Consider the following 19,654-nt stretch of genomic DNA (forward strand, 5'->3'; position numbering starts at 1 on the left):
ATCAGAGAGTTAGCGCTTCTGATCCTCGGGGACCTCGACCCCTACCGCCGAATCACCGCCCGGCCACCCTCACCCCACCGGATGTCCGAAGAGCCAGATTGGTGCAGATCACTTCTGATATTGAACTGTCAGGAGCTGGCTGCACAACAGCCATTACGCCCAATCAACTGGTGCAGTCGTCTTCTGAAAATGACATTTGGTATCTCTCATAAACGGATGTTTTTGAGAGAACTATCTTCGGCCTTCACACGCACGAAAGGCGGCGAAGCTCCGCCGTTAATCCGTCCGCCGGAGATCTCGCCCAGGCAGGCTGAAGGCCGAGCAAGCCTGACAGGCCCGAAAAGCCCGGCACGGGCGTCGGCGGCGATGACGGCGGCGGCATTATCCAGGGTTGATGATGGAAGTGGAGGATATCGACAACCTCTCGCGCAACCAAGACATCGCGGTCGGACTGCAAGTGATCTTGAAGCCACGGGCCCGTCCCACCCCGACATGGACCTCGATGCCCGAACGGACGTTAGATTTCGAGTTCTAGGCGTTCTGCGATGAAGGTTGGATCCCAGCCGGGATTGAAAGTGTCGACGTGGGTGAATCCGAGCCGCTCGTATAGGCCACGCAGGTTCGGGTGGCAGTCGAGCCGCAGCTTGGCGCACCCCTGCGTTCGCGCGGCATGGCGGCAAGCCTCGATCAGCGCGGAGCTGACACCCCGGCCCGCATGTGTCCGTCGCACCGCGAGCTTGTGCAGATATGCGGCCTCCCCCTTGAGGGCGTCGGGCCAGAACTCGGGATCCTCGGCCGACAAGGTGCAACAGCCGACGATGCCGTCGCTGCAACTCGCGACTAGGAGCTCGGATCTCAGGACGAAGGTCTCCGCGAATGTCCGGTCGATCCGCGCGACGTCCCAGGCGGGCGTTCCCTTGGCGGACATCCACGCCGCAGCGTCGTGCATCAGCCGCACAACCTCGTCGATATCACCCGAGCAGGCGACCCGAACGTTCGGAGGCTCCTCGCTGTCCATTCGCTCCCCTGGCGCGGTATGAACCGCCGCCTCATAGTGCAGTTTGATCCTGACGAGCCCAGCATGTCTGCGCCCACCTTCGCGGAACCTGACCAGGGTCCGCTAGCGGGCGGCCGGAAGGTGAATGCTAGGCATGATCTAACCCTCGGTCTCTGGCGTCGCGACTGCGAAATTTCGCGAGGGTTTCCGAGAAGGTGATTGCGCTTCGCAGATCTCCAGGCGCGTGGGTGCGGACGTAGTCAGCGCCATTGCCGATCGCGTGAAGTTCCGCCGCAAGGCTCGCTGGACCCAGATCCTTTACAGGAAGGCCAACGGTGGCGCCCAAGAAGGATTTCCGCGACACCGAGACCAATAGCGGAAGCCCCAACGCCGACTTCAGCTTTTGAAGGTTCGACAGCACGTGCAGCGATGTTTCCGGTGCGGGGCTCAAGAAAAATCCCATCCCCGGATCGAGGATGAGCCGGTCGGCAGCGACCCCGCTCCGTCGCAAGGCGGAAACCCGCGCCTCGAAGAACCGCACAATCTCGTCGAGCGCGTCTTCGGGTCGAAGGTGACCGGTGCGGGTGGCGATGCCATCCCGCTGCGCTGAGTGCATAACCACCAGCCTGCAGTCCGCCTCAGCAATATCGGGATAGAGCGCAGGGTCAGGAAATCCTTGGATATCGTTCAGGTAGCCCACGCCGCGCTTGAGCGCATAGCGCTGGGTTTCCGGTTGGAAGCTGTCGATTGAAACACGGTGCATCTGATCGGACAGGGCGTCTAAGAGCGGCGCAATACGTCTGATCTCATCGGCCGGCGATACAGGCCTCGCGTCCGGATGGCTGGCGGCCGGTCCGACATCCACGACGTCTGATCCGACTCGCAGCATTTCGATCGCCGCGGTGACAGCGCCGGCGGGGTCTAGCCGCCGGCTCTCATCGAAGAAGGAGTCCTCGGTGAGATTCAGAATGCCGAACACCGTCACCCTGCTGCGTAACATCGTTGCTGCTCCATAACATCAAACATCGACCCACGGCGTAACGCGCTTGCTGCTTGGATGCCCGAGGCATAGACTGTACAAAAAAACAGTCATAACAAGCCATGAAAACCGCCACTGCGCCGTTACCACCGCTGCGTTCGGTCAAGGTTCTGGACCAGTTGCGTGAGCGCATACGCTACTTGCATTACAGTTTACGAACCGAACAGGCTTATGTCCACTGGGTTCGTGCCTTCATCCGTTTCCACGGTGTGCGTCACCCGGCAACCTTGGGCAGCAGCGAAGTCGAGGCATTTCTGTCCTGGCTGGCGAACGAGCGCAAGGTTTCGGTCTCCACGCATCGTCAGGCATTGGCGGCCTTGCTGTTCTTCTACGGCAAGGTGCTGTGCACGGATCTGCCCTGGCTTCAGGAGATCGGAAGACCTCGGCCGTCGCGGCGCTTGCCGGTGGTGCTGACCCCGGATGAAGTGGTTCGCATCCTCGGTTTTCTGGAAGGCGAGCATCGTTTGTTCGCCCAGCTTCTGTATGGAACGGGCATGCGGATCAGTGAGGGTTTGCAACTGCGGGTCAAGGATCTGGATTTCGATCACGGCACGATCATCGTGCGGGAGGGCAAGGGCTCCAAGGATCGGGCCTTGATGTTACCCGAGAGCTTGGCACCCAGCCTGCGCGAGCAGCTGTCGCGTGCACGGGCATGGTGGCTGAAGGACCAGGCCGAGGGCCGCAGCGGCGTTGCGCTTCCCGACGCCCTTGAGCGGAAGTATCCGCGCGCCGGGCATTCCTGGCCGTGGTTCTGGGTTTTTGCGCAGCACACGCATTCGACCGATCCACGGAGCGGTGTCGTGCGTCGCCATCACATGTATGACCAGACCTTTCAGCGCGCCTTCAAACGTGCCGTAGAACAAGCAGGCATCACGAAGCCCGCCACACCGCACACCCTCCGCCACTCGTTCGCGACGGCCTTGCTCCGCAGCGGTTACGACATTCGAACCGTGCAGGATCTGCTCGGCCATTCCGACGTCTCTACGACGATGATTTACACGCATGTGCTGAAAGTTGGCGGTGCCGGAGTGCGCTCACCGCTTGATGCGCTGCCGCCCCTCACTAGTGAGAGGTAGGGCAGCGCAAGTCAATCCTGGCGGATTCACTACCCCTGCGCGAAGGCCATCGGTGCCGCATCGAACGGCCGGTTGCGGAAAGTCCTCCCTGCGTCCGCTGATGGCCGGCAGCAGCCCGTCGTTGCCTGATGGATCCAACCCCTCCGCTGCTATAGTGGCTCATCGCGAATGAGAGTGTAGGAGCGGTCTGAATCCGCCGGCTTCGAGGAGCGATCTGGCGACGTAGTGCGTGAGGTTCCGGAAGCCGAGGGCGGAACCGCGAAGGTGCTCGAGCCGGCCGTTGATGGCCTCCGTTGGGCCGTTGCTCGTTCCGGGGCGGTCGAAGAACGCGAGGATGTCCGCGGCGCGCTGCTTCAGCGTGCGGCCGAGGCGACGGACCTCTTTGAGCAGCGCGGGGACGCCGTTGCTGACAGAGTCGATCACCGCCCGCATCATCTCCTTCGCCTTGTTCTTGTCGGGTTCGCGGTAGGCGGCGACGATGCGCTGGTAGATGCCCCAGGTCGCTTCGACCTCGACGTGCTCCTCGGCGGCGAACACCGCGTCGAGCCGGGCGGTCTGCTTCTCGGTGAGGAAGCTCGCGCCGGTGTGGAGGGTGCGGCGGACCCCGTAGAGCGGGTCTCCGGCGTGACCGCGGTGCCCGAGGGTGTCTTGCTGGACGCGCTGCCGGGTCCGGTCGAGCGCGTCGCCGGCGAGGCGGACGACGTGGAACGGGTCCATCACCGGGACCGCGTCGGGGAGCTCTTCGGCCGCGGCGGTCTTGAACCCGGAGAACCCGTCCATCGCGACCACCTCGATCCGGCTCGACCACTCCGCAGGCCGGGCGGCGAGCCACTCCTTGAACACCTGCTTCGAGCGGCCCTCGACCATGTCCAGCAGCCGTGCCGGGCCCGTCTTGTTCCTCGCGGGGGTGAGGTCGATGATCACCGTCACGTACTTGTCGCCAAACCGTGTGTGACGCCAGACGTGCTCGTCGACACCGATCGTGGTCACCCCGTCGAACCTCGCCGGATCGTCGATCAGGCGACGCTTGCCTTCGGCGAGGATCGCGGTGTTCGCGGTATGCCACGACACCCCGAGGCCTGCTGCGGCTCGGGAGACGGTGAGGTGGTCGACCACGATCGCGGTGAGTGCCCACCCGATCCCGCCGCGGGAGATCTTCGCCCTCGGCGCCGCCGCCTTCGACGTGTCCTGCCGCCAGGTCCGGCGGCAGTGCGTGCACCGGTAGCGGCGCACCCGGACCAGCAGCGTCGTCGGCCGATGCCCGAACGGCTCATGCGCCAGCGGCCGCGTCACCGTGTCACGCGGCACGCCCTCCGCGCCGCACTTCCGACACCACGGGTCGTCCTCGACGACGCGGCACTCCAGCACCGCCCGATCAGGCTCGAGCAGCTGCCCGACGGCTTGAAGGCCGAGCTCGTCAAGACGGCAGAACGTGGTCAGGTCAGGGGTCGCGAACGTAGGGTGGTGCAAGTCGAGGTCTTCCGGCGGATGGTGAGCGTGAGAACTTCCATCCTGGAAGACCTCGACGCCTATCCGCGAACCAGCCGGCGGTCCCGGGCTACACCCTCAACTGCGAAGAGCCGCTAATACTGACAAAGATGAACCCGTCCTCGGTCAGCAGGTTCCGCGCGAGCTTGAGTCGCGGGTACATCATGTTGAGCCAGTTGGAGTGGTAACGTCCCTCGCTCTCAGAGTTCGATGTGACCTTCTTGCCCTCCTCGTTGACCTGCCTCGTCCACTCGAGGTAGGTGTCGAGCCCTTCCTTGTAGTTGTCCGGGTAGACGAAGTCCTTGCCGGTGTTGTACGGCGGATCGATGTAGATCATCTTGATCTTGGCGTGGTAGTGCTTCTGCAGGATCTTGAGCACCTCGAGGTTGTCACCCTCGATGAACACGTTCTTCGTCGTGTCCCAGTCTTTCGAATTCTCGAAGTCGGGTCGCAGCGTCGCCGTCGTGGGCTCCTGCGCCGCGCGCATCGCGCGCTTCTTGCCGGGCCAGAACAGGCCGAATCGCTCCGAGTCATCGGCGACGTCCTCAGCCAGCAGTTCCTTGAGTTTCTCCACGTCGACCTTGCCGTCGGCGATCGCCTCGGGCACGAGGTCGTGCAGCTGCGCGGCGAGCTCGGTGCGGAAGTTCGGCGTGGCCGGCTCGGTCTCGTGGATGAGGTCGTCGGTGTCGTCGGTCATGTGTGACTGCCCTTGTGAGATGCCCGACGCCGCTAGGCGTCGAGACGCCAGCGGATGGTGAAGAGGTGGTCGGTGGTCTGCGTGCCGCGCAGGGACTGCTCGATCAGGTCGAGGTAGGAGTCGGCTTCTTCGCGCAGCTGCCGGCGCACGACGCGGGACTCCTCGTCGGCGTCTTCCGCGCGCTGCTCCCAGCCCCGGGCCGCCTTCTTGAGGCGCAGCTGCTCCATCGGGTCGGTCGCGGCGCGGGCGAGCTTGCGCGCTTCCTTCTCCTTCGCCCGGAACTCGCGGATGCGGCCCTCGTGCTCGGCCTTGCGGTCCTGCTGCGAGCGGTAGAGCAGCTCCTCCTGCTGCGCGTAATGCCGGGCGTTGCGCCCCTGCACGTCCTGCGTCAGTTCGACGCGGCGCAACTCGAGGCGCTCGGCGAACGGCGCTTCATCGATCGCGGCCGCGAGTTCTCGCACCTCGATGCACGCGAGCCCGAGCAGATCGGCGACGTACTCCTCGTCGAGCCACCGCCCGTCGTCGGTCAGTGCGCCGGCGAGCATGTACGACTCCGAGACGTCCTCCCCGCGCGCGGACATCCGGAAGGTGATCTCGCTGGCAGTCAGCGTTCCGGTCGATCCGACGAGGCTCTTCAGCGCGGCCGGGACACGCTCTGACGCGGAAAGCGAGAACACCAGTTCCCGCGACGGCGTCTCTCGCTCCTTCGCCCGCCGGATGACGTCCTGCGCCAGCGGGCCGGCGTACCGGTACTGGTGGGCGTTCTCCAGCGGCTGGGATTTGAAGAAGTAGCGCCCGGTGGGCACACCAGTAACCGGGTACTTGTGCAGAACAAATGTGCGCCCATCGCCCTCGAAGGTGGCCACTTCCGCGAGCTCGTGGCGCGTGACGGCGAGCAGCAGCCGTTCGAACGTGTTGAGCACGACGCCGGCCTCGGCGTCATAGGCCTTGAGCCGTTCCTGAACGTGCGGGTCGAGGTGGTCGAACACCTTCGCCTTCGCGCTGGCCATCTCGCGGGAGATCTCGGTCGCGTACTGCGCCTCGAGTGCGTCGAAGGCGGATTCGAGCTCGGCGGCGGTCTTGCACCGCGTGAGGATGTCGCCGATGGACTTCTCGAAGTCGAAGCCGTCCTCGATCGAGCCCAGCACCTCATCGCTCGCGCCGAACACACTGGAGAACAGGCGGAACTTGTCGGCGAGCAGTTCGAGGATCCGCGCCTCGGCGACATTGCCCTTGTTCGCGAGGTTGACGACGACGACGTTGTGCTTCTGGCCGAAGCGGTGCACGCGCCCGATCCGCTGCTCGACGCGCTGCGGGTTCCACGGCAGGTCGTAGTTGACGAGCATCGAGCAGAACTGCAGGTTGATACCCTCGGCGGCCGCCTCGGTGGCGATCATGATCGATCCGCCCGGCGCGTTCGTCGTGCGAAAGTGGTCGACGAGCGCCTTGCGCCGATCCACCGCAGGGATGCCCGTCACGAGGTCGCTGTCGCGGTGGGCCTCGAGCCAGCGGCGGTAGATCTCGGTCTGCTCGGGGGCGTCGTTCGAGCCGTTGAAGAGGACGAGCCCTTCCCCGCGCCCCGCCTCTCGCAGTGTGCGCGCGAGGTACTCCTGCGTCTTCGTCGAGTCGGTGAAGATGATCGCCTTGTCGGCGGCGCCGAGTTCACGCAGCCGCGCGAAGCCCAGATCAAGCGCTTCGAGCAGCTTCACGGCCTTCTGGTTGACCGTGATCGAACGCGCCAGGGTTGCGTACTCGCGCAGCTCGGCCGCCTCGTCGGCCATCGCCGCGAGGTCGCTCGCGTCGAACGCGGGCGCTGCAGACGGCCCGAATCGCTGCTCCTGGGCCTCCTCGAGCACGTCGCCGGCGAGGTCGTCGTCGACGGCGAAGTCCGCGGCGATCGATCGCTGCGTCGGGCGACCGCACGCCGCCTCGTCCGCGAGACGATCCGCGATCCGTTGCAATGTGCTGGCGACCGCGTAGGTCGAGGACCCCAGGCGCTTTCGGATGATGAGCGCAGCGAGGTGACGTTGGGAACCACTGAACGCATACAGATGCTCACGCTGCAGGTACTCGTTGACGAGGTCGTACAGGGTCTGCTCGTCCTCCGATGGCGTGAACTCGACGGTCAGAGGCAGACGCTCCGTGAACCGGATGTACTTGTCGGCATCGCGTCGCAGCGTGCGTTTCGAGATCGCAGCGACGCGTTCCACGAGGTCGTCGTCGCCGCCCTTCACGTACCGCTCACGGAACGCGTCAAGAGACGTGAAGTAGCCCGGGTCGAAGACCGAGACCAGCCCGTAGAGCTCTTCCAAGCGGTTCTGCAGCGGAGTCGCCGTGAGCAGCACCGTCTTGTGCGCGTTCTGCACGATGCGCGCCACGGCCGCCGCCGACTTGGTCTTGCCCGTCCAATGGTTGCGCAGACGGTGCGCCTCATCTGCGACCACCAGATCCCACGAGGCCAGCAGTGAGTGCTCGTGACGCTGTGCGAACTCGTAGGAGCAGATCAGCACCTGCGCCGCATGACCGGGCGCCAGCAGATCCTCCTTCGAGCGGGGGTCGATGATCGCCGACGGCAGTGCGAACTTCTCGAGCAGCTCCTGCTGCCACTGCTGCCGCAAAGGCGATGGTGCGATGATCAGGATTCGGCGGCGGCGTTCCGCCCAGTACTGCGAGATGACGATGCCGGCCTCGATCGTCTTGCCGAGGCCGACCTCGTCCGCCAGGATCACGCCGGGCAGGAACGGCGTCTGCAGTGCGAAGAGCGCCGCGTCGATCTGGTGGGGCTTCGGCTCGACCTGTGCGTCGAAGAGGAGCCCGGCGAGCTTGCCCACCTGGTCGTTGGCGTAGGAGCGCTGCAGCTCGTGCGCGAAGTACTTCGCCTGATGGTCGGTGAGAGTGCTGTTCATGGCCCGACGACGGGTCGTCGCCTGCGCGAATCGCCCACCTTTACCCGAAGCTCGATAACCATGTCGGGACCATCATGGTACAAGTACCCGGGTCTATGCACCCTGGCGCTGGGGACCGGGCACGTTCACGCTGGATCGGTGCCCCGCGTTCCCTCCGATGCCGCCGCGCACATCGGGCGGCTGATGGCGGCCCGGCGGACGCGGCTGACGATGACGCAGGATCAGCTGGCGGCGGCGACCTCGATCGATTCGTCGAACATCCGCGCGTACGAGAGCGGGCGGTCGCTGCCGAGCATCCAGTCGCTCGTGCGGATCGCGGAGGCGCTCGATGTCGAGCCCGGCGAGCTGCTGAGCGGGATCACCGTGGAGATGTTCGCGCCGCGGGCCGTGGACGGGCGGCGGCGGGCGAATCGGTAGGCGCGGGCGGGTTACCGCCGCGGGCTTGCGGTGGTCGCTTCATCTTCGCTCGCTGGCGCTCGCTGCGTTCAGCAACCGATTAAGTGCAGCCGATGAGGTGCAGCAACCGGTCACCCGCGGCACCCCGGAATAGGCTGACGACATGGCCCAGACCGACGCACGCACACGGCGGGCCGCGCTCGTGTACAACCCGTCGAAGGTGAACGGCGCCAAGCTGCGCGCGCTCGTCGAGGCGCAGTCCGCGCGCTCCGGATGGGGTGAGCCGATCCTGCTCGAGACGAGCGTGGAGGACCCCGGGCAGGGGATCACGCGCGAGGCCCTGGCGCAGGGGGCGGCGGCCGTGCTCGTGGCCGGCGGCGACGGCACGGTGCGCGCGGTGGCCGAGGTGATGGACGGATCCGGCGTGCCGCTCGCGATCGTGCCCAGCGGCACGGGCAACCTGCTCGCCCGCAACCTGCTGCTGCCGCTGGGCGATCAGCAGGAGATGGTGCGCGCCGCGTTCGAGGGCGAGACCGTGCCCGTCGACATCGGCATCGCGCGGCTGCTGCGCGCCGACGGCACCACCGAGGAGCACGCGTTCGTCGTCATGGCCGGCATGGGGCTGGACGCGGCGATGATCGCGAACACGAAGGCCGACCTGAAGAAGGCCGTCGGCTGGGTGGCGTACGTCGACGGGGCGGCACGCTCGCTCATCGGCGCCGAGCCGTTCCGCGTGGTCTACCAGACCGATCCGCGTCCCGGATCGAAGACGGCCACGCGCACGCTCACGCGCATCCACTCGGCGCGCGTGCAGAGCATCCTCGTCGCCAACTGCGGCGCGCTGCCCGGCGGGATCGCGCTCATCCCCGACGCCTCGATCCTCGACGGCACGCTCGATGTCGCCATCATCCAGCCGACGGGGGTGTTCGGCTGGCTGGGCGTGTGGCGCAAGGTGTGGTGGGACAACTCGGTGCTGCGGCGCTTCCGCGCCGGCCGACGGATCGTGGAGCGGCGGCACGACACCTCGGTGCGGTACCTGCAGGCCACCGACATCGAGACGGCCACGCCCGATCCGCAGCCCATCGAGCTGGACGGCGACGAGTTCGGCGCGGCCACGCGCATGGACTGCACGGTGCACCCCGGCGGCCTGCTCGCGGCGGTCCCGAAGGGCCACCCGATCGCCGCGATCTGATCCGGCCCGAACAGCCCTACTGCAGCGCCGAGGTCAGCCGCGCGAGGTTGTCGAGCACGCGCGAGCGCAGCGGCTGGCGCATCCACTCCTCGAGGGTGAGCTCGCGGCTCAGGCCCCGGTAGGTGTCCTCGACCTCGCGCATCTGCCGCACGAACTCCTCGCCGCGCACGAGCAGCGAGATCTCCAGGTTGAGGCCGAACGAGCGCATGTCCATGTTGCTCGAGCCGATCACGGCGACCTCGTCGTCGATCGTGAGGCCCTTGGTGTGCAGGATGTACGGCTTGCGATACAGCCAGATGCGCACGCCCGCCTTCAGCAGCGCCTCGTAGTAGCTGCGCTGCGCGTGGTAGACGACCGCCTGATCCCCCACCTCCGAGACGAACAGCTCCACCTGCACGCCGCGGTCGCACGCCGACGACACCGCGAGCAGCAGGGCCTCGTCGGGCACGAAGTACGGGCTGATCATGATGATCTTCTCGCGCGCCGCGTACATCAGCGAGAGGAACAGGCGCAGGTTGTTCTCCACCTCGAACCCGGGTCCCGACGGCACCACCTGGCAGTCGAGGTCGCCCGATCCGGACGGCATCTCGCGCAGGTCGACGCCGTCGGGAACGCTGTCGGTCTCGCTGAACCAATCGGAGAGGAACACGGCGTCGACGCTCGAGACGACGGGCCCGTCCAGCCGCACCATCACGTCGACCCAGCGCAGGCCGCGGCGGATGTTCGCGCGCAGGTTGTAGGTGCGGTCCGTGATGTTCTGCGACCCGAGGTACGCCACCACGCCGTCGACGACGACGAGCTTGCGGTGGTTGCGCAGGTCGGGCCGCTGCCACTTGCCGCGCAGCGGCTGGATGGGCAGGGCGAAGCGCCAGTCGGCGCCCATGGCCTTGAGCCGGCGGATCGTGCGGCGGTGGTGCGGCTTGACGAGGTTCGCCCAGTGATCCAGCAGCACGCGCACCTGCACGCCGCGCGCGCAGGCGTCCTCGAGCGCGCGGAAGAAGCCGTCCGTCGTCGCATCGGACTTGAAGATGTAGAACTCCACGTGCACGTACGAGCGGGCGCGGCGGATGTCGGCGGCCATCTCGTCGAGGCTCTGCTGGTAGTCCGAGATGATCCGCACGCCGTTGTCGCCCGAGATCGGCAGGGCGCCGAGCTCGCGGTTCATGCGCACGAGCGCCGTGAACCACTCCGGCTGCCCGGGGCGCAGGCTGCCGCCCTCGAGCATGTCGTTCACCTCGCGCAGGTACTCGTTCGTCTGCGCCTGGCGCCGCCGCTTGTCACGCGGCAGGCGCGGGCTGCCGATGAGGATGAACAGCAGGATGCCGGGGATCGGCAGCAGGAAGATGGCGAGCAGCCACGCCATGGCCGAGGTCGGCTTGCGATTGGCGGGCACGATGAGCACGGCCACGATGCGGATGGTCATATCGACGATCCAGACGATGATCGCCCACCACGACGCGCCGAGTGCTCCCCACAGCCAGTCCAGAAACTCCACGCGCCCCTCCTCGCCTCAGCGTACCGGGGGCGTGCGCGTCACTCGGATCCGGGCGCAGCGCCCTGGGTGCTCGCGGAGCCGGCGTCGGCGCGGGGCGGAAGGCCGCGCTTGGCGCGCTCCTCGGCCTCGATCTTGGCGTAGGCGCGGCGCTCGGTGCGGTCGAAGCGCAGGATGTTGCGCAACACGAACCAGAAGACGAGCGCGATCGCGATCGTCGGCAGCAGCGACCACACCACGGCTGCCCAGTAGCTGTCCACGCATCGATCCTATCCGCGCGGGCGCACCGGATCCTGGGAGCGCGGGCGGCGGTACGTTGGCTCGGGGGCTCGGCCGGGGGTGGGCTCGACGCGGGGGCTCGACCCGTCCACAAGCGCCGGATCGCGTGGATCGGCGGATCCGTCCTGTGGATCGCGGGACACGGCGGGGGCGGGAGGCGAAGGATCGTCGGCATGACCACGATCCTTCGCGCCCCTTCCCCCGCCCGGTTCCTCTCGCTCGTGCCGCATCTCGCCGGCTTCACGCCGCGCGAGAGCGTGGTGCTCGTGCCGTTCCGCGACAGCCGCAGCCTCGGCGTGCTGCGGCTCGACCTGCCCTCGCCTGGTGAGGACGAGGCCGCCTTCGCCGCCACCGCGATCGGCACCGTCTGCCGCGTGCGCGACGCCGACGGCGTGGCGCTCGTCGTGTACACCGACGCGCCGTGCCACGGCGCCTGGCGCAGCGGCGCCGGCGGGCTCGTGCGGCGCCGGCTCGTGGATCGCATCACCGGCCGCGCCGGTGAGTGCGGTCTGGCGGTGCTCGGGGCGCACCTCGTCGCGCGCGACGGCTGGGCCTCGTACGGCGACCCGGCTCCGCCGCGCCCGCTCACCGAGATCGAGCCGCCGCCGGATGTCGACGGCGGGCGCGGTCCGGTCTCCCGCGACCAGCACGCGGGGCTCGAGCTGCCCCGCGTCGGCAAGGCCGCGCGCCGCCGCGTGGCCGAGGCGATCGACGCCCTGCAGGGACGCGTGCCCGGCGCCGTCGGCGGCGGCGAGGGGCCCGGCGACGACGACGACGCGGGCGCGCGGCCGAGCGGCGGTGCGGAGCCACGTGCCGCTCAGGGCGGCGCTCAGGGCGGCGCCGCGCCGGACGAGCAGTCACTCGCGGATCTGCCCGGCGTCCTCGAAGACGCGCTGTCGTGGGATCCGGACGACCTGCACCCCACCGAGGCCGCGTTCCTCGCGCTTGCGCTGGGCACGCCTCTGCTGCGCGATGTCGCCCTCACGCAGTGGAGCGCCGACCTCGACGCCGGCCGGCGCACGCTCGCCTGGCAGCTGCGGTTCGCGCAGGGGGACGCCGGCGTGCCGGACGAGCCGGTGCGGCTGGCGGGTGACGGACCGCGGCCCGACCCCGAGCGCCTGCGGCGCGGGCTGGAGCTGGCGAGGATGGTGGCGGCCAGCGTCGGCTCGCGCCGGCGCGTCGGTCCCCTGGCGAGCGCGGGGTGGCTCAGCTGGGCGCTCGGCAACTCCACGCACGCGGGTTGGTACGTCTCGCGCGCGCTCGAGGTCGACCCCGGGCACGGGCTCGCGCGCATCCTCGCGACGATGCTCGCGAACGGCTACCTTCCGGCGTGGGCGTTCGAGCGCCCCGAGCGCGGTGGGCGATGAGCGCAACCGCCGCGGCGGGCGCCGCGTTACTTGACGAGCGGGAAGAGGATCGTCTCGCGGATGCCGAGGCCCGTGATCGCCATGAGCAGGCGGTCGATGCCCATGCCCATGCCGCCCGTGGGCGGCATGCCGTGCTCGAGGGCGCGCAGGAAGTCCTCGTCGATGCGCATGGCCTCGTCGTCGCCGCGATCCGCCAGGGCCGCCTGCTCCACGAAGCGCTCGCGCTGGATGACGGGGTCGACGAGCTCCGAGTAGCCGGTGGCCAGCTCGAACCCGCGCACGTACAGGTCCCACTTCTCCACGACGCCGGGGATCGAGCGGTGCTCGCGGACGAGCGGGCTTGTGTCGACGGGGAAGTCCATCACGAAGGTGGGGCGCTCGAGATGCGTCTTCACGAAGTGCTCCCACAGCTCCTCGACGAGCTTGCCGTGCGTCGCGTGCCGCGGCACCTCGACGCCCGACTTCTCGGCCAGTGCGAGCAGCTCGTCCATCGTCGTCCCGGGCGTGATCTCCACGCCCGCGGCCTCCGACAGCGACGGGTACATCGAGACGCGGTCCCAGTCGCCGCCCAGGTCGAACTCCGTGCCGTCGGCCCACGTCACGGTCGTGGATCCGGCCACCGCGACCGCGGCGTTCTGGATCAGCTCCTGCGTGAGGTCGGCGATGCCGTTGTAATCCGAGTAGGCCTGGTAGGCCTCGAGCATCGCGAACTCCGGGCTGTGCGTCGAGTCGGCGCCCTCGTTGCGGAAGTTGCGGTTGATCTCGAACACGCGGTCGATGCCGCCCACGACCGCGCGCTTGAGGTACAGCTCCGGGGCGATGCGCATGTACAGCTCGGTGTCGAACGCGTTCGAGTGCGTGATGAACGGGCGGGCCGTAGCCCCACCCGGCTGCACCTGCAGCATGGGCGTCTCGACCTCGAGGAAGCCGTGGCGGGCGAACGTCTCGCGCAGGCTCGCGTTCGTCTTGGCGCGGGCGACGACGGTGGTGCGGGCCTGCTCGCGCACGATCAGGTCGAGGTAGCGCTGGCGGACCCGCGTCTCCTCGTTCAGGTCGCTGTAGAGGTTCGGCAGCGGCAGCACGGCCTTCGCGGCGATCTGCCACTCCTCGACCATGATCGACAGCTCGCCGCGGCGGCTCGAGATCACCTCGCCCGACACCGAGACGTGGTCGCCGAGGTCGACGAGCTCCTTCCATCGGGCGAGCGACTCCTCCCCCACGTTGGCGAGCGACACCATCGCCTGGATGCGCGATCCGTCACCGGCCTGCAGCGAGGCGAAGCAGAGCTTGCCCGTGTTGCGGCTGAACACCACGCGGCCCGCGACGGCGGCGGTCTCGCCGGTCTCGGCACCCGCCTCGAGGTCGGCGTGCTGCGCGCGCAGCGCCGCGATCGTCGTCGTCACCGGCACCGACACGGGGTACGCGCCCCCGGCGGCCGAGTCGCGCTCGGCGATGAGCCGCTCGCGCTTGGCCAGGCGCACCGCCTTCTGCTCGAAGATGTCCTCTTCTTCGCTCGCGGCGGCGTTCTCGGCGGGGGTTTCGGACATGCGCGGGATCCTCGACAGACACGGGAGGCGGATCGCGGCCGAGCGACCGCGGAAGACGGCTCCCAGTCTAGTGATCGCCCGCCGCGGCCCCACTCGGCGGGCGCACAGCGGCCCGGCCACACGACCGCACCGTGGCGGGCGGGCCGGATCAGTCGTCGAGGTCGGGCGGCAGGTCCGGGATCGCGGGCGTGGCCTCGGCGAGCGCGTGATCGACGGTGGAGCGCACGAGGGACGACAGGAAGCCGCCCGGGTTCTCGACGCCGATGCCGCGCAGGATGCCGGTGGCCTGCTGCACGATCTGACGCGAGAACTCGCTGGCGGTGGCGATCGCCTCCGCGTAGGCGGCGCGGTCGGACTCTGCCACCACGACGGGCTCGCACCCGAGCTCCACCGCGAGCGCCTGCGCGATGGGCAGGACGGCCGACGGCGCGGTCACGGCCGCATAGGTGGCGGCCAGCTGGCGCAGGTCGATGGAGGTGCCCGTGAACGCCATGGCGGGGTGCACGGCAAGCGGGATCGCGCCCTTCTCGGCGGCGGGCCGCAGCACTTCGATCCCGTGCGCGGCGTCGGTGTGCAGTACGAGCTGCCCCATCTGCCAGTGCCCGGCCTCCGCCAGTCCGCCCACCACGCCGGGCAGATCGGCACGCGGCACCGCGACGACGACGAGCTCGCTGCGGCGCAGCACCTCGGGCGCCTCGAGCACGGGCACGTCGGGCAGCACGGCCGACGCCCGCTCCTCGTCCGAGGCGCGCGTGCGGCCGGTGAGCGCGTGCCCCGCCCCGGCGAGCGCCGCCCCGATGACGGGCCCCACCCGCCCCGAGCCCACGATGCCGACCCCGAGCCTGCCGTCGCGCCTCACGTCGTCGAGCCTACGCGAGCCCCGTGGCCCGGGCGCCTGGCCCGAGCGCCTGGCCGAGCACCTGCCCCGAGCGGCCCGGCCCGCGCACGCCGCTCCCGCGCCGCGGGGGTCCCGCCGGGAAGGCGGTTGCCCGGCTCGGCGAATGTGCGTGCTCAGGACAAACCCCCGCTGTGAAGCCGCCGAGAGCCGCCATGGCCGTGGCCGAATCGTGACACTCGCCGGTTGCGGGGCCCTCCGGAGGGGATTATGTTCGACCCGTCAACATAACGCTGGCGCGTTGCGCTGCTGCACCGCCCACTGCGAAAGGAACAGTCACATGGGAGTGACAAAGAAGCTGCTGGTGGTCGCGACCACCGGCGCACTCGCCCTCGGCCTCGGCGCCTGCGCGGCGGACGGCGGCGGTGGCGGCGAGGCCGGTGCGGTCGGCATCTCGATGCCCACGCGCTCGCTCGAGCGCTGGATCAACGACGGCGAGCACCTGCGGGACCTCCTGGAGGAGGACGGCTACTCGGCCGACCTGCAGTACGCCGACAACGAGACCGACCAGCAGATCAGCCAGATCCAGAACATGGTCGCCTCGGGCGTCGACGTCCTCGTCGTCGCCGCGATCGACGGCACCGTGCTCGGCCCGGTGCTGCAGGAGGCCGCGGACCAGGACATCACGGTCATCGCGTACGACCGCCTCATCAACGAGACGCCGAACGTCGACTACTACGCGACCTTCGACAACTACCAGGTCGGCCAGCTGCAGGGTCAGTACATCGTCGACCAGCTCGGCCTGGCCGACGGCGCCGGCCCGTTCAACTTCGAGCCGTTCGCGGGCAGCCCCGACGACAACAACGCCCAGTTCTTCTTCGACGGCGCGTGGGACGTGCTCTCCGAGTACGTCGACAGCGGCCAGCTCGTGATCCGCTCGGGCAAGACGCCCTCGGTGGAGTCGCTCGGCATCCTCGGCTGGGGCTCGGACGACGCCCAGGCCGAGATGGAGAACCGCCTGCAGTCGTTCTACTCGGGCGGCGAGCAGGTCGACGTCGTGCTCTCGCCCAACGACTCCCTCGCGCTCGGCATCGAGCAGGCGCTCCTCGGCAACGGCTACTCGGTCGGCGAGGAGTGGCCGATCATCACCGGTCAGGACGCGGACCTCGCCAACGTGCAGGCGATGATCGCCGGCCAGCAGTCGATGACCGTCTGGAAGGACACGCGCGAGCTCGGTGAGCGCGTCGCGACGATGATCGAGCAGGTCCTGAACGAGGAAGAGGTCGAGGTCAACGACACCGAGACCTACGACAACGGCGACCACGTCGTGCCGGCCTACCTCCTCGAGCCGATCGTCGTCGAGCCGGACACGATCGAGCAGCACCTCGTCGAGTCGGGCTTCTACTCCGCGGACGAGCTCGGCCTCTGAGCCGACGGCGGCATCCGCCTCGCGCGGGGGCGCATCACGCCCCCGCGCACCCCACAGCACCGTGAGCGCCGGCGACCGACCGGCGCTCACGGTGCGCGGCGCCGCCGCCGCGACGGCGTGCGCACGCATTCAACCTCACCCTGGGAGGGCACATGTCAGCAATCCTCGAGATGCGCGGCATCACGAAAGAATTCAGCGGGGTCAAGGCCCTCGATGACGTCACGCTCACGGTCGAGCGCGGCCAGGTCCACGCGATCTGCGGCGAGAACGGCGCGGGCAAGTCGACGCTCATGAAGGTGCTCTCGGGCGTCTACCCGACCGGCTCCTACGACGGCGAGATCGTCTTCGAAGGCGAGCCCCAGCACTTCCGGACGATCAACGACTCCGAGTCGAAGGGCATCGTCATCATCCACCAGGAGCTCGCGCTGAGCCCCTTCCTCTCGATCGCCGAGAACATCTTCCTCGGCAACGAGATCCAGCGCTTCGGCGTGATCGACTGGGGCAAGACCAACCTCGAGGCGGCCAAGCTGCTCGCGCGCGTCGGGCTCGACGAGAACGTCGCCACGCCCGTGAGCCAGATCGGCGTCGGCAAGCAGCAGCTGGTCGAGATCGCGAAGGCCCTCTCGAAGAACGTCAAGCTGCTCATCCTCGACGAGCCGACGGCGGCGCTGAACGACGAGGACTCGCAGCACCTGCTCGACCTGATCCTGCACCTCAAGGGGCAGGGGATCACGTCGATCATCATCAGCCACAAGCTCAAGGAGATCAAGCGCATCGCCGACACCGTCACGGTCATCCGCGACGGCAAGACGATCGAGACGATCTCGGGCGACGAGATCGAGGAGTCGCGCATCATCCGCTCGATGGTGGGCCGCCCGCTCGACAACCTGTTCCCGGACCACGAGCCGAAGATCGGCGAGGAGAAGTTCCGCGTCGAGAACTGGACGGTCTTCCACCCGGTGGACGGCTCGCGGAAGGTCGTCGACGACGTGTCGTTCTCGGTGCGCGCCGGCGAGATCGTCGGCTTCGCGGGCCTCATGGGCGCCGGCCGCACCGAGCTCGCGATGAGCATCTTCGGCCGCTCCTACGGCCAGCAGATCTCCGGCAAGGTCTTCCTCGACGGCAAGCCGATCTCCACGCGCACGGTGCAGGAGGCGATCGACAATGGCCTCGCCTACGCCACCGAGGACCGCAAGCACTACGGGCTCAACCTCATCGGGGACATCACCGAGAACACCACCGCGGCGGCCCTCGACAAGGTCTCGAACACCGGCGTGATCAACGTCAACGAGGAGATCAAGGTCGCCGACCGCTTCCGCCAGGCGATGCGCACCAGGGCGCAGTCCGTCTCCGCCGTCGTCGGCGGGCTGTCGGGCGGCAACCAGCAGAAGGTCGTGCTCTCGAAGTGGATCTACTCGGATCCGGAGGTGCTGATCCTCGACGAGCCGACGCGCGGCATCGACGTGGGCGCGAAGTACGAGATCTACACGATCATCAACCGGCTCGCCGACGAGGGGAAGGCGGTCATCGTCATCTCCTCCGAGCTGCCCGAGCTCCTCGGGCTCTGCGACCGCATCTACACCATCGCCGGCGGCCGGCTCACGGGCGAGGTCGCCCGCGCCGACGCCAACCAGGAAGTGCTCATGCACTACATGACGCAGGAGAACGCAGCATGACCGACACCACGACGAAGCCGAAGGACTCCGCCACGAGCGGCATCCTCCGCTACTTCAGCAACAACATGCGGCAGTACGGTCTGCTCGCCGCGCTCATCGCGATCATCGCCCTGTTCACGATCCTCACGGGCGGCCGACTGCTGCTGCCCGGCAACGTGAACAACCTCATCACGCAGAACGCGTACGTGATCGTGCTCGCCATCGGCATGGTCATGGTCATCATCGCGCGGCACATCGACCTCTCCGTCGGCTCCGTCGTCGCGCTCGTCGGCGCCGTCACGGCGATCGGCATCACGCAGTGGCACCTCCCCTGGCCCGTCGCCGTCCTGCTGGGCATCTTCGTCGGCGGCCTCATCGGCGCCTGGCAGGGATTCTGGATCGCCTACGTGGGCATCCCCGCGTTCATCGTGACCCTCGCGGGAATGCTGCTGTTCCGAGGCCTCACCCTCGTCGTGCTCAACAGCCAGACGATCGGCGGCCTGCCCCAGGAGTTCAACAACCTCGCCGGCGGCTGGGTGCCCGGACTGTTCGGCACGTTCGACGTCTCGGGCATCTTCGGGCGGCTGTTCGACGAGGTCGACCTGTTCACGCTCGTCGTCGTCGTGCTCGTCGCCGCGGCGTTCGGGGGCGGGGAGTGGCGCAAGCGCCGCGAGCTCACCCGTCTCGAGCTGCCCAAGGAGCCGGGCTTCGCGTACATCGGCAAGATCGTCTTCGCCGCGGTCTTCCTGCTGTTCCTCGGCGTGCTGCTGGCCGCGTACAACGGCGTCCCCGTCGTGCTGATCATCCTCGCGGTGCTCATCATCGGCTACTCGTTCCTGCTCAACCGCACGGTGTTCGGCCGCAACATCTACGCGATGGGCGGCAACCTGCAGGCCGCGGCGCTGTCGGGCGTGCGCACGAAGCGCGTCGACTTCCTCATCTTCGTGAACATGGGCGCGCTCGCCGGTCTCGCCGGTGTGCTCGTCGCGGCGCGCGCCGGCGCGGCCAACCCGACCGCGGGCACGAGCTACGAGCTCGACGCGATCGCGGCCGTGTTCATCGGCGGCGCGGCCGTCACGGGTGGCGTCGGCACCGTCATCGGCGCCGTCATCGGCGCGTTCGTGATGGGCGTGCTGAACATGGGTCTGTCGATCCTCTCGGTGGACCAGGCGTGGCAGCAGGCCATCAAGGGCCTCGTGCTGCTCCTGGCGGTGGCGTTCGACCTCTTCAACAAGCGCCGCTCGTCGAAGGGCTGACGA

General features: G+C 68.3%; 16 protein-coding genes. 7 read left to right on the top strand and 9 right to left on the bottom strand.

Annotated features, from left to right (window positions below; translation table 11 throughout):
* Nucleotides 1-517 precede the first annotated feature (517 nt).
* Nucleotides 518-1,018, bottom strand: coding sequence for a GNAT family N-acetyltransferase (locus ACWDR7_RS04580; RefSeq protein WP_000376623.1), 501 nt, complete (start codon nt 1,016-1,018; stop codon nt 518-520).
* Nucleotides 1,019-1,145: 127 nt separating this feature from the next.
* Nucleotides 1,146-1,997 carry a sulfonamide-resistant dihydropteroate synthase Sul1 gene (sul1, locus tag ACWDR7_RS04585; RefSeq protein WP_000946487.1) on the bottom strand — a complete coding sequence of 284 codons (852 nt, stop codon included), beginning with the start codon at nt 1,995-1,997 and terminating at the stop codon, nt 1,146-1,148.
* A gap of 101 nt (nt 1,998-2,098) precedes the next feature.
* Here sul1 and intI1 point away from each other — a divergent pair, with 101 nt between their 5' ends.
* Nucleotides 2,099-3,112, top strand: a complete 1,014-nt coding sequence (gene intI1 / locus ACWDR7_RS04590) for a class 1 integron integrase IntI1 (RefSeq protein WP_000845048.1) — start codon at nt 2,099-2,101, stop codon at nt 3,110-3,112.
* A 159-nt stretch (nt 3,113-3,271) separates the two neighbouring features.
* Here intI1 and ACWDR7_RS04595 read toward each other — a convergent pair whose 3' ends face one another.
* The 3 genes from ACWDR7_RS04595 to ACWDR7_RS04605 form a co-directional block, all read right to left on the bottom strand.
* Nucleotides 3,272-4,582, bottom strand: coding sequence for an ISL3-like element ISPfr18 family transposase (locus tag ACWDR7_RS04595; RefSeq protein ID WP_449853751.1), 1,311 nt, complete (start codon nt 4,580-4,582; stop codon nt 3,272-3,274).
* 88 nt (nt 4,583-4,670) lie between these two features.
* On the bottom strand, nt 4,671-5,297 hold the full coding sequence (locus tag ACWDR7_RS04600) for a DNA methyltransferase (protein WP_449853752.1): 627 nt from the start codon (nt 5,295-5,297) through the stop codon (nt 4,671-4,673).
* Between the two features lie 32 nt (nt 5,298-5,329).
* A complete protein-coding gene (locus tag ACWDR7_RS04605; protein ID WP_449853753.1) occupies nt 5,330-8,203 on the bottom strand; it encodes an SNF2-related protein in 2,874 nt (957 codons plus the stop codon).
* A 138-nt stretch (nt 8,204-8,341) separates the two neighbouring features.
* Between ACWDR7_RS04605 and ACWDR7_RS04610 the strand changes: the two genes are divergently transcribed.
* Nucleotides 8,342-8,620, top strand: a complete 279-nt coding sequence (locus tag ACWDR7_RS04610; RefSeq protein WP_449853754.1) for a helix-turn-helix domain-containing protein — start codon at nt 8,342-8,344, stop codon at nt 8,618-8,620.
* Nucleotides 8,621-8,762: 142 nt separating this feature from the next.
* Complete coding sequence (locus ACWDR7_RS04615; protein WP_449853755.1) at nt 8,763-9,791, top strand: diacylglycerol/lipid kinase family protein; 1,029 nt, start codon at nt 8,763-8,765, stop codon at nt 9,789-9,791.
* A gap of 16 nt (nt 9,792-9,807) precedes the next feature.
* On the opposite strand, the gene cls is transcribed toward ACWDR7_RS04615, so the two are convergent.
* Nucleotides 9,808-11,214: a cardiolipin synthase gene (gene cls, locus ACWDR7_RS04620; protein ID WP_449853833.1), complete on the bottom strand. Its 1,407-nt coding sequence runs from the start codon at nt 11,212-11,214 to the stop codon at nt 9,808-9,810.
* Between the two features lie 110 nt (nt 11,215-11,324).
* The gene (locus ACWDR7_RS04625; protein WP_449853756.1) at nt 11,325-11,543 is read right to left on the bottom strand and encodes a hypothetical protein; all 219 of its coding nucleotides are present in this window, start codon (nt 11,541-11,543) and stop codon (nt 11,325-11,327) included.
* Between the two features lie 192 nt (nt 11,544-11,735).
* Here ACWDR7_RS04625 and ACWDR7_RS04630 point away from each other — a divergent pair, with 192 nt between their 5' ends.
* Nucleotides 11,736-12,929 (top strand): DUF4192 family protein, encoded by a 1,194-nt coding sequence (locus ACWDR7_RS04630; protein WP_449853757.1) that lies wholly within the window; start codon nt 11,736-11,738, stop codon nt 12,927-12,929.
* A gap of 26 nt (nt 12,930-12,955) precedes the next feature.
* Here ACWDR7_RS04630 and lysS read toward each other — a convergent pair whose 3' ends face one another.
* On the bottom strand, nt 12,956-14,476 hold the full coding sequence (gene lysS, locus ACWDR7_RS04635) for a lysine--tRNA ligase (RefSeq protein ID WP_449853758.1): 1,521 nt from the start codon (nt 14,474-14,476) through the stop codon (nt 12,956-12,958).
* A gap of 148 nt (nt 14,477-14,624) precedes the next feature.
* Complete coding sequence (locus ACWDR7_RS04640; protein ID WP_449853759.1) at nt 14,625-15,335, bottom strand: DUF2520 domain-containing protein; 711 nt, start codon at nt 15,333-15,335, stop codon at nt 14,625-14,627.
* Nucleotides 15,336-15,651: 316 nt separating this feature from the next.
* Here ACWDR7_RS04640 and chvE point away from each other — a divergent pair, with 316 nt between their 5' ends.
* The 3 genes from chvE to mmsB all read left to right on the top strand — a co-directional run bounded on the left by chvE (nt 15,652) and on the right by mmsB (nt 19,651).
* Nucleotides 15,652-16,740 (top strand): multiple monosaccharide ABC transporter substrate-binding protein, encoded by a 1,089-nt coding sequence (gene chvE / locus ACWDR7_RS04645; protein WP_449853760.1) that lies wholly within the window; start codon nt 15,652-15,654, stop codon nt 16,738-16,740.
* Between the two features lie 152 nt (nt 16,741-16,892).
* Nucleotides 16,893-18,416 (top strand): multiple monosaccharide ABC transporter ATP-binding protein, encoded by a 1,524-nt coding sequence (mmsA, locus tag ACWDR7_RS04650; RefSeq protein ID WP_449853761.1) that lies wholly within the window; start codon nt 16,893-16,895, stop codon nt 18,414-18,416.
* Entirely contained in the window at nt 18,413-19,651 is a 1,239-nt protein-coding gene (gene mmsB / locus ACWDR7_RS04655) for a multiple monosaccharide ABC transporter permease (RefSeq protein ID WP_449853762.1), read from the top strand. Before mmsA ends, mmsB begins: the two co-directional genes overlap by 4 nt.
* The last annotated feature ends 3 nt before the right edge of the window (nt 19,652-19,654 follow it).

The organism is Microbacterium sp. NPDC003461 (genome assembly GCF_053588335.1).

Excerpts from the sequence above, each read along its gene's own strand:
- ACWDR7_RS04605 (WP_449853753.1), bottom strand. The coding sequence starts at position 8,203 with ATGAACAGCACTCTCACCGACCATCAGGCGAAGTACTTCGCGCACGAG.
- ACWDR7_RS04600 (WP_449853752.1), bottom strand. The coding sequence starts at position 5,297 with ATGACCGACGACACCGACGACCTCATCCACGAGACCGAGCCGGCCACG.
- intI1 (WP_000845048.1), top strand. The coding sequence starts at position 2,099 with ATGAAAACCGCCACTGCGCCGTTACCACCGCTGCGTTCGGTCAAGGTT.
- mmsA (WP_449853761.1), top strand. The coding sequence starts at position 16,893 with ATGTCAGCAATCCTCGAGATGCGCGGCATCACGAAAGAATTCAGCGGG.
- ACWDR7_RS04615 (WP_449853755.1), top strand. The coding sequence starts at position 8,763 with ATGGCCCAGACCGACGCACGCACACGGCGGGCCGCGCTCGTGTACAAC.
- ACWDR7_RS04580 (WP_000376623.1), bottom strand. The coding sequence starts at position 1,018 with ATGGACAGCGAGGAGCCTCCGAACGTTCGGGTCGCCTGCTCGGGTGAT.
- sul1 (WP_000946487.1), bottom strand. The coding sequence starts at position 1,997 with ATGTTACGCAGCAGGGTGACGGTGTTCGGCATTCTGAATCTCACCGAG.
- mmsB (WP_449853762.1), top strand. The coding sequence starts at position 18,413 with ATGACCGACACCACGACGAAGCCGAAGGACTCCGCCACGAGCGGCATC.
- chvE (WP_449853760.1), top strand. The coding sequence starts at position 15,652 with ATGGGAGTGACAAAGAAGCTGCTGGTGGTCGCGACCACCGGCGCACTC.
- lysS (WP_449853758.1), bottom strand. The coding sequence starts at position 14,476 with ATGTCCGAAACCCCCGCCGAGAACGCCGCCGCGAGCGAAGAAGAGGAC.
- cls (WP_449853833.1), bottom strand. The coding sequence starts at position 11,214 with ATGACCATCCGCATCGTGGCCGTGCTCATCGTGCCCGCCAATCGCAAG.
- ACWDR7_RS04630 (WP_449853757.1), top strand. The coding sequence starts at position 11,736 with ATGACCACGATCCTTCGCGCCCCTTCCCCCGCCCGGTTCCTCTCGCTC.